Source organism: Phytopseudomonas punonensis (assembly GCF_900142655.1).
In the GTDB taxonomy this organism is placed as follows: domain Bacteria; phylum Pseudomonadota; class Gammaproteobacteria; order Pseudomonadales; family Pseudomonadaceae; genus Aquipseudomonas; species Aquipseudomonas punonensis.
Genome location: NZ_FRBQ01000001.1, coordinates 531467 through 545911 on the forward strand (window position 1 = coordinate 531467; position 14445 = coordinate 545911).

11 protein-coding genes, 1 tRNA gene and 1 pseudogene are annotated in these 14445 nt (G+C 54.6%); 4 read left to right on the forward strand and 9 right to left on the reverse strand.

Translation table 11 applies throughout. The features are described from left to right. Positions 1-153: 153 nt before the first annotated feature. Positions 154-537, reverse strand: a complete 384-nt coding sequence (locus BUC40_RS02420) for a hypothetical protein (RefSeq protein WP_073262251.1) — start codon at positions 535-537, stop codon at positions 154-156. A gap of 194 nt (positions 538-731) precedes the next feature. On the opposite strand from BUC40_RS02420, the gene BUC40_RS02425 reads away from it, so the two are divergent. Next, positions 732-2363 carry an ATP-binding response regulator gene (locus BUC40_RS02425; RefSeq protein WP_073262253.1) on the forward strand — a complete coding sequence of 544 codons (1632 nt, stop codon included), beginning with the start codon at positions 732-734 and terminating at the stop codon, positions 2361-2363. 3 nt (positions 2364-2366) lie between these two features. Here BUC40_RS02425 and BUC40_RS02430 read toward each other — a convergent pair whose 3' ends face one another. After that, positions 2367-3020 carry a LuxR C-terminal-related transcriptional regulator gene (locus tag BUC40_RS02430; protein WP_083593289.1) on the reverse strand — a complete coding sequence of 218 codons (654 nt, stop codon included), beginning with the start codon at positions 3018-3020 and terminating at the stop codon, positions 2367-2369. 261 nt (positions 3021-3281) lie between these two features. Between BUC40_RS02430 and BUC40_RS23060 the strand changes: the two are divergent. Together BUC40_RS23060 and BUC40_RS02440 are read left to right on the forward strand one after the other, a co-directional pair. Continuing rightward, a pseudogene (locus tag BUC40_RS23060) lies at positions 3282-3556 on the forward strand (helix-turn-helix domain-containing protein). A gap of 96 nt (positions 3557-3652) precedes the next feature. Further along, positions 3653-4774, forward strand: a complete 1122-nt coding sequence (locus tag BUC40_RS02440) for a sensor histidine kinase (protein WP_073262257.1) — start codon at positions 3653-3655, stop codon at positions 4772-4774. A 615-nt stretch (positions 4775-5389) separates the two neighbouring features. Here the strand turns inward: BUC40_RS02440 and BUC40_RS02445 are convergent. The 7 genes from BUC40_RS02445 to BUC40_RS02475 form a co-directional block, all read right to left on the reverse strand. After that, positions 5390-7153 carry a hypothetical protein gene (locus tag BUC40_RS02445; RefSeq protein WP_073262259.1) on the reverse strand — a complete coding sequence of 588 codons (1764 nt, stop codon included), beginning with the start codon at positions 7151-7153 and terminating at the stop codon, positions 5390-5392. Then, on the reverse strand, positions 7150-8274 hold the full coding sequence (locus BUC40_RS02450; RefSeq protein ID WP_073262261.1) for a dsDNA nuclease domain-containing protein: 1125 nt from the start codon (positions 8272-8274) through the stop codon (positions 7150-7152). The genes BUC40_RS02445 and BUC40_RS02450 overlap by 4 nt, the downstream gene beginning before the upstream one ends. A 78-nt stretch (positions 8275-8352) precedes the next feature. Further along, positions 8353-9123 (reverse strand): nuclease-related domain-containing protein, encoded by a 771-nt coding sequence (locus tag BUC40_RS02455; protein ID WP_073262264.1) that lies wholly within the window; start codon positions 9121-9123, stop codon positions 8353-8355. 177 nt (positions 9124-9300) lie between these two features. Next, entirely contained in the window at positions 9301-10422 is a 1122-nt protein-coding gene (locus BUC40_RS02460) for a Fic family protein (protein WP_073262266.1), read from the reverse strand. Positions 10423-10566: 144 nt separating this feature from the next. Beyond that, positions 10567-10908, reverse strand: a complete 342-nt coding sequence (locus BUC40_RS02465; protein WP_073262268.1) for a helix-turn-helix domain-containing protein — start codon at positions 10906-10908, stop codon at positions 10567-10569. Further along, positions 10905-12305: a HipA domain-containing protein gene (locus BUC40_RS02470; protein ID WP_341864600.1), complete on the reverse strand. Its 1401-nt coding sequence runs from the start codon at positions 12303-12305 to the stop codon at positions 10905-10907. Before BUC40_RS02470 ends, BUC40_RS02465 begins: the two co-directional genes overlap by 4 nt. A 136-nt stretch (positions 12306-12441) precedes the next feature. Then, positions 12442-12518, reverse strand: a tRNA-Ile gene (locus BUC40_RS02475). Positions 12519-12813: 295 nt separating this feature from the next. Here BUC40_RS02475 and BUC40_RS02480 point away from each other — a divergent pair. Beyond that, the gene (locus BUC40_RS02480; protein ID WP_139272102.1) at positions 12814-14301 is read left to right on the forward strand and encodes a sensor domain-containing diguanylate cyclase; all 1488 of its coding nucleotides are present in this window, start codon (positions 12814-12816) and stop codon (positions 14299-14301) included. Positions 14302-14445 lie beyond the last annotated feature (144 nt).

The window sequence follows — 14445 nt, forward strand, 5'->3', positions numbered from 1 at the left end:
TTGTACCTGTAAAACGCACTGGCCAGCCCAGCAGCGCGGCACCGCTATCGCTCGATTCTCAGGCTGCAGGCCATAACGAATAAGCCGCGCAATAGCGCGGCTTATTCGGCGGGTCGTTCAAGCGGGGATCACACGGTTATAGCGCAGCCCTGATCAACGCACGGCAGCAGCCGGTGCAGCGGCAGCCGTGCACGGAGACCCGGCGCCCAGGCCAGCAGTCATGCTCTCGACATTGTTGAGCACGTCGTTACCCTGGTTGACCTTCTGAGCCTTCTCGGCTGCCTGCATGCGCTGGGTATAGGTGGTGGAGTTGCCTTGCAGGCTCTGCTGGGTTTCCAACACCGAGTTGGCGATGCTCAGCAGGCTACGCCCTGAGGAGATCAGACTGTCGGAGGTGCTCGGCGTGCAAGGCGCCGCACCATTGGCTACCTGCGAGCTGTGCAGGCCCTGGCTTTGCGTGTTCTGCGGCAGGCACCCAGCAAGGGTAACCAGCATCGGTGCGATGAGCAGTGCTCGCAGCGTTCCGTTGATGCTCATGTGAGTATTATCCTCGATGACATGCCTACGGCCGGGTGCCTAAGCGATGCCCGCAAGTTTAGAAAGGGTGTATTGGCAGCGAAATAGTACGGGTGTGCTAGAGGCACTCTGTACCGTTGATGGTGTATTGCGCCTGCAACTGCCTACGGCCTATGGTGAGCGGATCCAAGTCGTATGGTTTGTAAGGAATTCCCATGTCCGTAACCACCTCCCGCGCCTACGACGTAGAACGCGCTCAGGCGGTCGTGCGCTTGATCATCTCGCCAATCGCCATTAGCTACGCGCTGGCGCTGTACTACCTATCCATGATCGTGGAAGAAGTGGCTTGGCAGATCGTCCTGTTCGAGACTGCTTACTGTGCCGCGGCCCTGGCGCTGTGGCTCGACATCCGCCGCCGCCCAGGCAATAGACCGGTGCGGCGAGTGCTCACCATGCTCATCGACTACACCACCATCACGCTGGTCATTTCCACCGGCGGCGCTCCCATGCTACCGATCTACGCCGTTCTACTCTGGGTAACTGTCGGTTACGGGTTGCGCTACAGGTCGGGCTATCTGCTGCTGGCGACCATCATGGCCACAGCCTCGCTGCTGATAATCGTCGCCACGTCGGCTTACTGGCAGTCGCAGCCCTACCTCATATTCACGCTAGTGCTCACCACTCTGATGGTGCCGGCATATATACACAGCCTGCTCAAACGCTCGCGCCGGGCGACCGAAGCGGAGCAGGCCGCCAACCTGGCCAAGTCACAATTCCTGGCGCAGGCCAGTCACGATCTACGCCAGCCCATTCACTCCATCAGCCTGTTCACCGCCTGCCTGCGCGACAGTAGCCTAGACACCGAGCAAAAGCGCCTTGTGGAAAACATCGACAAATCGCTGCACAGCGTTGCGCGCCTGTTCCGCTCGATTCTCGACATCTACTCACTGGACAGCGGCAAGGTGGTCGCTCAGATGGAGGACCTGCCACTTCACAAGCTGCTGGAGCATCTGATTCAGCAGAACACCGAGGCAGCCCGCTGGGCCGGAGTAGAGATTCGCCTGCACTGTGCGCCGGTATACGTGCGCGCCGACCATGGCCTACTGACCACCATGCTGCAAAACCTGCTCTCCAACGCCCTCAAGTACGCCCCCGGCCAGCCATTGCTGATCGGCTGCCGTCGCAATGGCCAGAGCCTGTCCATCGAGCTGTACGACAAAGGCCGAGGTATTGCAGCCGTGCACCTGGAGCGCATTTTCGAAGAGTTCTATCGCATACGCCAGGCGCGCGACAGCGATGTTGAAGGCATGGGCCTGGGGCTGACCATCGTCAGGCGCCTGGCAACCCTGATGGACCTGCGCATCCGCATTCGTTCCGTCGAGGGCCGCGGCACGCTGGCGGCAATCGATGGCTTGCAAAGGGTAGCCGCGCCCGTCGTCACCAGCGTGCCCGCACAGAGCGCCAACCCCTCGCCACGCATGCTCGACGGCTTGCGTGTGTGCCTGATCGAAGATGATCAGAACGTATTACTGGCCACCGCAACCCTGCTCAAGAAATGGGGCTGTAGCGTCGACACCTTCACGTCTTTGCCTGACACATCGCGGGACTTCGACTTGGTGATCACCGACTTCGATCTCGGCCTGGAGGCCTCCGGGGCAGACTGCATCAAGCATGTACGAGCGCTCAGCGGGCGCAACATACCGGCCATCATCATGACCGGGCATGACGTTCGCCGCGTACAAGAGGCAGTAGGTGATGACGACATCCCGATATTGTCCAAGCCCGTACAACCGGCGGAGCTGCGCTCGCTGCTGGTGGCACTCAAGCTAAGAACGCGCGCCGCCTGATGGTTAGCGCAACCCGGCCTTGGCCGCCAAGGCGGCTGCAGCAGCACGGCTGCTGACATCCAGCGTGCGCATCAGCGCCGACACATGGATGCGCACAGTAAAGGGGGAGATATCCAACTCACGGGCGATTTCCTTGTTCGCCAGGCCGCGCACCAGCAAGCGCAGTACATCCTGCTGACGCGGCGTGAGCTGCTCCAGCAGATGCTTGCCCGCACTGAAGGCCGGCACGCCAGCCGGCCCGAGCGTGAGCACAAAATCGCCGGCACGCACCGCTAACAGCGCCTCACCAATTTCGTCAGGCGGCGTCGCCTTGCCGATGAAGCCGTCCGCACCAGCGGCCATCACCTCATCGATCAACTCACGGTTATCGACCATCGACACGATCACGATCGAGCTGCGCTGAAAGCGCTGACGCAACGCGCCAATGGCCTGTGGCGATTGCCCTGGGAACAACAGGTCGAGCATGAACAGGCTGGGCGCCGCCCCGGCATCCGCCAGCGCAAGCACCTCGTGCATATCACCAGCCTCCAAAATGCAGGCGTGGGGAAAGACCCGCTTCGCAATGCGGCTCAGGCCTTCTCGAAAAACGGGATGGTCATCGGCAACGATAATGCGTTCTGGCTGGGATCGTTCAAGCGTGGGGGGCGTTGTCATCATGGCCTCAGGCTAAAGTCATATCCACAGCGGCGCCAGCGTCTGGCTCTCAATCTGGGCACAGTGAACCCGGCATTCGGTCAATGAAAAAAGCCGGTGTAGCGACATAGACCATCAAGTAGCGTTGAAAAATCCTGGGGGCTGGATGAACGATCAGCAAAGTGTTCATCCAATTCACACTTTCAGGTACTCGGCTGCCGCAGTTTTAAGCTCCTCTAGAGTTAGGTACGTTACATCCACTTCATTTTGTTACGTATGCAGAACATGGACTATTGCCTCATCGCAGCGCGCTTGGGCGAGCAGATCCGGCAGCGACGTCTCGATAGAGAGCTGACGCAAGCCATGCTCGCCGCATGGGTAGCCGTTGCCCGACAGAAGATCTTCGCTATCCAGAAAGATGATCTCTCAGTGGCATGACGGTTTATGCGCGAGTGCTCGGCGCCTTGAACCGTGAGTTCGCCACCGAGTGTCGGCTTGCCTCGGGCAAGCGAAACGGCGCTTTTCAGCATTCGTTATCGCGCATCCGTTCAGGCGAATGACTGCAGGTAATATGCAGCCGTCATTCATGCTTTACTGACTGCTTGCGGCAATGAACGCCTAACTTTTCAATGCTGAATCGGCACTAGGATGATGGAATGCGCCTGTCCATTTTCATCGATGAAAACATCGAATCTATTCTTCAATCTTGGGAAGACTTTGCCCGGACGATCAAGACACCTGGCAAAGCGCTCGACGCTGAAGAGTTGCGCGACCACGCAGGTCACATGCTGCGTGCCATCACGCAGGACCTAAATACCTCACAGACCAAGCAGCAACAGCGAGATAAATCACGCGGGCTTGACCTCGACAACAGTGAACAGACGGCAGCCGAGACGCATGCCGTAACGAGACTTATGGCGGGCTTCACGCTCGATCAAATGGTCTCGGAATACCGCGCCTTGAGAGCGAGCGTACTAAGCCTCTGGATGGGCCAGATAAAATCAGGGTCGGACTTTGAAATTGAAGACATGACCCGCTTCAACGAGGCCATTGATCAAGCGCTTGCTGAATCCATTGCCGGGTACTCCCGCGCTGTCGAGGCTGCTCGCATTATTTTTCTAGGCATATTGGGTCACGATCTACGCAACCCCCTTGGTGCCATTCTGCTAGGCGCAGACGTGCTTCTTCGCAAAGAAAATCTTGGCGACAAACCTGCCAAAATCATCGAACAAATCTCCAGCAGTGCGCACCGAGCCAACCAAATTGTGGGGGATTTGCTCGACTTCACGCGTACTCAGCTAGGGCCCGCGCTGCCTATACGGCGAGGGAAGTCTGATCTAGCTTCAGTCTGCAAGCGGATCGTTGACGAAACGCGGGCTGCCCACCCTAATTCGACAATCATCTGTGAAGTGCCTGCTTCCGAGATCGGTATGTTTGACGAGTCGCGCATGGAGCAAGTTTTCTCCAACCTGATCAGCAACGCAGTGCAGCACGGCGACGCGGAGTCGCCAATCACGGTCAGCCTTTCATCACGCTCTGGAGAGTGCACTATCAGAGTCCACAACTGGGGAACACCTATTGCCGATGACGTGATGCCGTTTATTTTCAATCCAATGGGGCGCTTCTCGCAGCATGCGATGGATGATCAAGGACCCTGCGCAGGAATGGGCCTGGGGCTGTACATCGCCTCACAGATTGTCACGGCTCATGGTGGAGAGATTGAGGTGACATCTACAGCCCAGAAGGGAACAACTTTTGAGGTTCGATTGCCCGCGTAAGCCACGACGCGGGCTCACTCCCAGCACCCACGCCAGGATCGAGGCATTCATCGCCCATGTCTATTTGATCAACTAAGCACTGCGCTTACACCGGCTCATCGCGTCAAGTTAGTGTTGCCGGCTACATCGGCCCCACGGTAATCAGAGGCCTCACTGATACAACAAGCGATTCACTCCCTCGACTCTGTAAATTCAGAAAGCAGCAATTGTTGCTCCCCGGCTGCGCAAAAAATCGCGCTGCCGATCAGCACTCAAGCGGTGCTCAAAAACTTTTACAGCCCCAGAAAAAGAAAAAGCCAGCGTGAAGGCTGGCTTAATTCTTTGATTTATATGGTGGGCCCACACGGACTCGAACCGTGGACCAAAGGATTATGAGTTGCCTAGAAACGCTGCAAGCCTAGTGAAATCGTGCGTAGGCTAGCGTAGGTACAGTGAGCTGAAAGTAGCGCCGTAGAGGGGTTTTAGCGCAATTGAGCGAAATCTGTAAAAGCTGCGCACTGTACCGCTAGTGTACTGTTTTTTGTACCGCGAAACGGGAGCGGGACCGTTCTTCATGACTCAGCAGGCAGAGGCCTAATCGTCTCTTCACCAATTAGGCAGTTTTATATGTAAAATTCAAACTGCGATTATGTTGACGGTATCTATGTAAATCTCTTGGTGGTTGTCGAGAGGCTGAGAAAGGAAGCTGCGTTCTAATTTTCCTTCTCCAATGTAAATAAGTTTGGAGTTTTCGGGGAAGTAAATATCTTTGATTTCGCTAACTTTAATTCTTTCTAAGGGATTTAAAGCTTCATCAGCACGAGTTTCGTCCTTGATGTGCTCGGATATAGAAATGAAAGCTTGCGTGTCCGCAGGTAGATTCTTGCCGATGAATGATAGAATGACATTGAGGTTGGTTTCGTCAATGTCCTCTTTGAGGATTGCATCTAGCAAAAATGGTAACCTGTGAGCCGATTTTGAGTTCGCGATTAAAAAGTTCAGTGCAAAGTGATAAGCCATTACTGTCTTGTGAAGCTCAACGCCTTGCCGAGGGAAAGAGCTGATTTTGTAAAGATCTAGATACCTACTGTCGGTCAGCGGTTGTAGTTCTAGTTGCGACATATTTTTTACAAAAACTCTTTTAAACTCAGTCTCTTTGTTAGTTCGCTTTGTTAGGGTTTCCTTTTCTGTAATCATTGAGTCAAGGGAAGATTTTATTCTCTCTAGTTCATTCTCGAACGTTTCAATGTCGGCTTGCATTTTTCTGTATAGCGCAGCGTTAGCTTTGTTTGATATCCATTGATCAAAAGTAACGCCGTCAACGGACTTGCTTGTTAGAGCTCCGTAGTTTTTAGATATTTCATTGCTTATGCTCGTGATTTTCTTGCTAGATGTGTGGATTTCTGATTTCTTATCTGTTAACTGCTCTGTAATGTGTGATTCAAGCTCTACGGTATCATTGTATTTTTGATAGTAGCTGTATAAGCCCTCCAGGGAGTACGTGAGAATTTGTGTGCATGCCGGGCAGCGATCTACATCATTGTAGCTTTGCTTCTTAATATTGCTTTTGGTTCTTTTGAGGATCTTGTAGTGGTTCTGCAATAAGGAAAGTTTGTTGCAGAGATTTATGTATTTTCTTCTTTCCTCCTCAAGTGAGCTTGATATTTCTATATAGCTTTCTATGTACTCCTCTGCCTGTGCACCGAACGCTTCGTCGGCAAGTTTGGCGAACTGGAATTCAGCTCTTTTGCCGTATCGCCTGAGATTGTTAATGTCGGCTGATAGGTTGTCTCTTCTTTTTGTAAGCTGTCTGTGCTCGACGCGATCAAAGCTATTACTTACGCCTAGGTAATAGTCTAGGTAGTCGTCTTTAAAACCTTTGTAGTATTGAAGATTGGAAAACGACTCTCGCAAATACACCCAGCCTACAGACTGCGAAATATAATATGGCAGGAACATGCTTTCGAGAGGGGCTGGTTTTAGCTCGCCCTTTTGCTCAAGCTGCAGAGTGAATCCTACCAAGCCTCGCACGTATTCCTTCAATGCGATGTGCTCAGCACTATTATCAGCATTGATGCCGTGAAAAGGTACAACTTTTCCAGTCGGTTCCTTAATGTAGATCGACCTTTGCGTTCTTATAATCGAGTACTTATCTTCCTTGCCCTCAGCTGTCTTGGAAAAGTCTACTCTGAACGTTGGCTGGTAGCTTAGTATCTCACTCAGGCTCTCTTTGATATCATTAATGCCAAAGGTATACAGTAAGCTCAGTATGAGTGAACTCTTCCCCGAAGTATTGCGCCCGCTGATTATATTGGCTCCTGGCGAAAATTCATTGTAGAAGCAGGCGCCATGTAATTCGGAACTGACAAATAGCCTGTTAAACGTAAGGGTCGTGCTCATTTTTTACTCTCGCCGTAATATTCTACAAATGCACATAGCGCAGCAAAAAAAATATCAATATCCGCCAGGTTTATATTGCTAGCATTTTTTATGTTGGTCATGTATGCGCCAAGCATTTCTTCATAAGAGTAGAAGTCTAGAGTGTAATCATTTTCTTTAATAAATGTTTTTATTATTTGGTGTTCGTTGTTGCTCATGTCCTTTAGGAGTTCGAAGGTATTCCTAATGTGATTTTCGTGGTTTCGTTGAACCCCCAGAGGGATGCGAAATTTTCGTGTTAGCTCTAATGAATTATTGCGCCAAAGCTCGAATGTTTTTTGCTCTGTCTCAATAATATTAAGTGCTTTTTTTATTTCGGCACCCTCAACCCTTTTTGTTTTGTCGAGCAGGTTGATGATTTTTCCTTGGTTATATATGGCTTCAACATCTCTAAAGAGACTTAGAAGAAGCTCGACCGCAGCTGAGTGGTCTGGAATATTAGGGAATTTTCTATGCATCAACCCGACTAATATGTCTTTTTGAGAGTTTTTGTTGCGGGGGAAATCTACCCACTGAATATGTAGACTGCTGAACTCTGCTTCGCTGAAGGTGCTTGCTTCTTTAGTGCAGTGTTCATGTACCTTTTCTTTTATTTTATTTTTTATCTCTTCAGGTATGTCATCATAACGGCTTTTGCTGTTTTGCTCATTGAGAAGGTGGACTACGTCGGTTTTGCCTGTTAGCTTTTCTGCTTTTTTTGGTGAGTAGCTTAATTTGATATCAGTGTTTGATATAAAAGTTAAGCTGTGTGCGTAATCTGTGCACTTAGGCACGGGATCGTTTCTTAAGGCATTTCCAACGTCAAGCATCTTAGCTATGACTTCGGCAAATCTCGCATCAATCGTCCACATCCCGCCTGAAAGTTTTTTTGCTTGATATGATTCAATTGCCTCTATGTTTCTGAGGCAATCCGATCTATAGCAAAACAAAAAATCATCATGATGCTCGATGCATAAGAAAAACTCTCGACGGCTAATTTCTGCGTAGTTGTTTAGCAATAAGTACAGCGCGCAGTTGCGTTGAAACTCAAAGCCTAGCAGCGCCTCTACGCCAGAATTCGCTGCTCTACTTTTTTTGGTCAAGGTCTCACCTTTAACACTAGGGATATGGGGCGGATGTATTTACGAGCGCGCCTTACACTGGTGTCCTAGCTGTTTCTTTCAAAAACTTTGTATCGTTCGACACTTTGGAAACCAAGAGCACCCCCAAAACTGCTGTCCTGCTTTTGATCCTGATTTCACTGTGCGAATCAACAATTCGTTACCGCACCTTGGACATTGCCGCTCGGCTGTAGGATCGCTACGGCGCTTGAGGTTTTGCACGTGCTCGCGGTGAGTGGCGAGCGTCGGTGTACGGCGGCCGGTTTGCAGTGCGTGCAGCATCGCGTCGACTTCAGCCTCGCTAAAGACCGCCCGTTGGAATGACTGGATGTAGCGGATAAAGCCAATGCCTTGGGTCACATTGGCCGGCACTTCTGTTTTGAAGGTGCTGCCGCCTATGAAGGTGATGACCGAGTGCAGGTGCTCGGGATTAGCGCCAAGGGTAGCTTCCAGAGCTTTGAGGTGCTTGTAGTTCTGGCGTAGTGGGTTCTGGAATTTGAAGGTGCGTTTGTAGAGCTTCTGCGTCCACTGCGCCTGCTTCTCGCTGCCGAAGATCCAGCCGCTCATGTTCTTCGTTTCCAGCACGAAGATGCCGTAGGGCGAGAGAAAGACGTGATCGATCTGCGTAGTGCCGTCGGGGGTATTCAGGGTGACGTTATGCAGGCGGCGGTAGGTTCGCTCATCGAGTTGTCTGTGCGCGAAGAAGCGCACCAGCAGCTCGCCGATATGGCCCTTGGCCCATGGCGATTTGAGCAGGCCGATCAGCACGGCCGCGGGGATGAACCAGGCCAGCATGCCCCAGACCTGGCCGATAATCGGGCTGTAATCCATTTTCTTCCTTGAGCCGAGCGACTTGCAGAGCGCCCGGTTGCAGGGCGTGCAGGTGTGCCGAAATCCAAAAGCCTGGCACTGGCCCGAATAATGGCTAATTGCCGCCAATGACTCAAGGGGGTCGCGACCAATGTCCTATGTCGCGATGACCTACCAAGGGCAGGCAGCTCAACGTATCTAAGGTGCTATCCGGTACCGCGTGCTACGCCCACCGCCCGGCAACCGCTCGATACAGCCCTTTTCTAGCAGATCACTCAAGTGACGCGTCGCGGTGGCCTTGGAAACCTTGGCCACCGCCTGATATTGCGCTGCACTGATGCCGCCCTCGAAACCCCGCTCACCGCCATCCAGCAGCCGGTTAAGTACTTTGATCTGTTCCGCCGATAGCGCTTGGCTGCGATGTGCTTGCCAGAAGCGCGCCTTGGCCAGCACTCGGTCGATGCGCACGAGCGCCTGCTGCAAACTCTTGAGCAATGTTTCGAGAAACCACTGCAGCCAGGCGGTGATATCCAGGCCGCCTTTCTGACTGAGTTCGAGGATGCGGTAGTAACCGGCGCGGTCATCGAGGATGCTCGCTGACATGGCGTAGAAGCGGATGACCTGTTGCTCACTTTGTGCCAAGGCCATATCGGTGACCGCCCGCGTGAGCCTACCGTTACCATCATCGAAGGGATGCAGGGTGACGAACCAGAAATGGGCGATACCGGCACGTAAAAACGGATCGAGACTGGCGTCGCTGTAGCTACTGTTGAACCAGGCGAGAAACTCAGCCAGTTGCGCCTCAAGTACTGTGCGAGGAGGAGCTTCGAAATGGACAGTCGGCTGGTCGATCCGACCGGAAACAACCTGCATGGGCTCTTCGCCACGCAGTGCGCCGACGCGCAGCGGTCGAGCCAGCAATGGGTCATCGCCCGGGAATAACCAGCGGTGCCATGTGAACAGTCGCTGTTCGTCCAACGGCTCGTGAAGCCCACCTGTAGCATCGAGCAGCAGCTGCGCCAGACCTTCGGAGCGTGAAGTGGTGCGGCCCTCTTCGTTCAACCCCAGGCGCCGCGCCAGCGATGAGCGCACTGAGCCGACGTTCAGCTGCTCGCCCTCGATAGCTGATGAGGTAACGATGTTCTGCAGCATGGCATCCAGGCTGCTCTGCACTTCAGTATCAGCGCCCACCGCACCAAGCATGCCTAACAAGCGTCCCTGAGCCTGAGCGCAAGCGCGCAGCAGCGGCGCAAGCGTTTCGGCTTGCCAGCTGAAGCGCGGCCAGTCTGGCTGCTGCCAGATCCAGAGTCGGTTATTCATAGGTGTGTTTATTTGTGAGCCGATTAGCGAGCCTATTCGGCTCATATGGTGAGCCGATAATGCAGCCTATTCGGCTCACTGTCTAATTAATGAAACCTGGTCAGGTGCTGGGGCCAACTACCTTAGCGGGATCAGTACTCAGGTTCATGTAGTGACAACCCTGGGAATGCCGAAGCCCGTTTTGGCTTGCTTGGCCGCAGCAGCATTGAGATCTACCGGGTTTAAATGAGTGAGACTGATTTTGAGGCCGAATTTCTTGAATACGGCGTCTAGGGTCGCAAGGGTCGGGTTGCCGCTGTCGACCTCCAGTTGTGACAGTGCTCGCTTGGAGATTTTGCATGCGATGGCGAACCGCTCCTGGCTCACGCCTAATACGTTTTCACGTAGACGCTTAACGGCGCCGCCGAGCGTCAGTCTTCCTCCGGCAACCTCGTCGGCCACTGCTTGTATGTAAGCCTTGCGCTCCTCCAGGGTCATCTCTTTCATATCAACCCCCATTCCTTCAGGCGCGCGTCTAGGTTGTTGAGCGGAATGCTGTTCGCGTTGCGAACGCTGTCTGGCAAATTCACCAGTAGATCGGGCAGCGCTCGGAAGTCCTGAGCTTTGCCACGCAGTGCATCGAAATACAGATCCCCCGATGCTTCACCTGCCAAGTCATGGCAGGCCTGCCGCCAGTCCGGCGAGCCGGCCTTCTCGTGCTGCCATTTCGTCACTCGTGTTATGCCGTCTGGGTCGAGAACCATTGGGGCCAAATCGTAGATGGGCGCGAGCCTCAGTTTGCCTGCAGCCCGAATGATCGAGATGTTTCTGCCGTGGTTATCCGAGTTGCCCAGGATGCGGTTCAGCAGGTCTCGGGCCATGTACTCGACGGCCAGGTCAAACAGCTCACTGCCTTGCCCTGCCATCGTCCAGATCTCGCCGAGGCGCCCGAGCACGAATTCATGGGCCAGGTAGGCGCCATTCTCAGTAATGCCACACACCGAGTAGATCGACTCTACCGGGTGGCGCAGGATGCCCTGCTCGGTTACCTCACGATCAAAGCGCGGCATCCAAAGGCTGGGCTTGTGTTCACCGTTGTCTATCAGCGCCAGCCCTTCATTCGAGATGGTGTTCATGCCGATCTCGGCGACCGCGCAGTAATACTGGTACTCCGCCCTGAGTATGTCCTTGTCGATAGCTGCTGTTCGGTTCCTGGGGAATTTCACGAACCAGTGCTGCCTGGTCTGCTCATCCGCTAGTGTGGCCTCGGCGAACATCAGGCCGTCGTGGTTTTCCGCCAACAACAGCTTGGGCGCCTCACCGCCTGCACCTGTCGCACCGCCAATGGCCGCGCCCTGCTCGTAGACATACTCCAGAAAATCCGTGTTGCGCTCAGCCACATCCTGACGGGTAAAGCCCATGGGCTGGCCCTCATCAAGGTAGGGAAAGGATTGCTTGATGCGCATATGGCCGATTGGCGATGGTGTACAACGCTCCAGGAGAAACAGCTCCATGGCGACGTCATCAGGCTTGCGGCTCGCGAAGCGCTTCTTCAAGGAGCGAAAGGCGGCACCGGCCGGGATGATATCCAACAGGAATGCCGGGTAGCCGTGCGAGGTGTTGATATTCATATCCAGGCGATGCAGGACACTGACGGAGCTCTCGAAGAACGAGTCTTCAGATTCCATGTTGTTGAGGTAGAAATTGGTGAGGTAACCCATGATGCAGGTGCCCTCACGAGGATTTAGCGAATCCTCGAATTTCAGGCTGTAGGCATCTTGCCAGACGCCATTAGCGAACAGTTCAACGGTGAGTTCTTTGGCCATGACCGAACCATCAATTGGCGCATTACATTGCTCCAAAATATAGATCGAATGCTTATTCGGCGCAATATAATGCGTCATCTGGAGATATGCAGATGATTTGGCGCATTAGAATGCGCTGAACGAGAGGCCGTGACTGAACGTGTATTCTTGGAATTCGGGGCTGGCGTGGCTATTTTTCGACATGAAAAAGCCGCGCAGTGCGCGGCTTTAAAGATGGTGGGCCCAGCAGGACTTGAACCTGCGACCAATCGATTATGAGTCGAGTGCTCTAACCAACTGAGCTATAGGCCCCCAGAAGGCCGGCGGAGTATACCGATGGACTCCGCCGAGTGCCAATCCGATGCGCCATGCCCTTCCCTACGCTGGGGTCTGTTCCCGTTTCACGCGTGGCATACACTCACTAACTAATGGCTTGTAGCCAGCAAAACCGCGTGCAATCCCGCCGCCTCTTTGTTCATAATTTGCGCGACGTTCCTATCCCTCCGTGCCCTCACGCTGACGATACGAGCCCTACCAGCCTAGCCGGGCCCGCGCCGTGAAGAGCCAGAATTCCAAAATCACCCACCTCAGACGCCTGGTCGCGATCATGACCAGTGTGGTGGGTTTGGCCGTGGTGCTGCTCACCTACCTGCAGGTCGAGTGGGACCGGCGCGAGTCGCTGCGCCAGCATGTGGCCGATATGGAGAACCTCTCGACTGCGCTGACCCGGCAGGCGGAGTCGACGATTCGTGATGCCCATGCCGTGCTGCTCGGCATGCAGCGCAAGTTGCAGGTGTCCGGCTATGCCCCCGAAAGCCTGAACGAGGTGTTGGAGGTGGCGCGGGCTCAGTCGTCGGTGTTGACCGACGTGCAGGGCTTCACGGTGCTGAGTGCCGAAGGCCGCCCCCTGATCACTACGGTGCCCAACCCCATCACCACGTACTCCGCCCAAGATCGCGAGTACTTCCTTATTCAGCGCAATAACCAGGCCAGTGGCCTGTACATCGGCCCGCCCGTGCAAAGTCGCATGAGTGGCGAGTGGGTGATTTCCCTGACGCTACGCCTGAGTGATGCCAATGGTGAGTTTCGCGGCGTGGTAATGGCGACGCTGCTGGTCCAGCATTTCGTAGATTTCTACCAGACTATCGATCTGGGCAGCCAGGGCGTGATCGGCCTGGTAAAACGTGACGGTACCCTACTGGTCAGGTCGCTAGAGTCCGTTCAGAACGCTGGTCTGAACATGTCCAAGAGCCCTGTGTTGCGCGCGGTGAATGAACAAGGCGTGACGCGCGGCAATATGGTGCTCACGGCGATGATCGACGGTGTGAAGCGCATCTATGGCTTCGATACCAGCGACGAGTACCCCATCCTCGTGGCCGCCTCCCGAGGGGAGGAGGAGGCGATGGCTGCCTGGCGCGATCGCTCCTTGCAGAACTGGTCATTGGCTGCCGGTGTGCTGGTCATCCTGTTTTCCATGGGTTGGCTGATCGGGCGTGCGCTGGGCCGGCAGGGGCGGATGGAAGCGCGCCTGCAGAGCATGCACCGCGACTTGGCGCTGGCCAACCACGCGCTGGAAATCATGGCTGGTGAAGATGCCCTGACCGGCTTAGCCAACCGTCGCCGCTTGGACGAAACACTACGTGTGGCCTTCCAATCTGCCGCGGCCCAGGGCCAGCCACTGTCGTTCGTGCTGCTGGACGTCGACTACTTCAAGCGCTTCAACGATCAATATGGCCACCCGGCCGGTGACGAGGTGCTCAAAGAGGTGGCGGCAGTACTCAAGCGCCATGCCAAACGCAGCGCGGATACCACGGCACGATACGGCGGTGAGGAACTGGCGCTGGTTCTGCCTGGAGCAGAAAGCACCTCGGCCATGGCGGTCGCCGAACGCATTCGCGCGGATGTCGAGGCACTGGCAATCGTCAACGAGGGCTCGCCCTACGCCCGCCTGACGCTTAGCGTCGGCGTCGCCACCTGTGTACCGGGGCGCGATATGCCGGAGCCAGCCGACCTGGTCGCGGCTGCGGATGTGGCACTTTATGTCGCCAAAGGCGAAGGTCGTAACCGGGTAATCCTCGGCAAGAATCCAGCCTGACCCGGCCACCAGTGGCCATGCCCAACTTTTTGCTGGGCAACGACTACAAAAACGCTAATTTCGCTATCTCCCACCTCTGAACACAATGGCCTCAACGCACGAACGGCTCGTGCGCTCGGCCAGGGTCTCCCTGACCATGGGCGC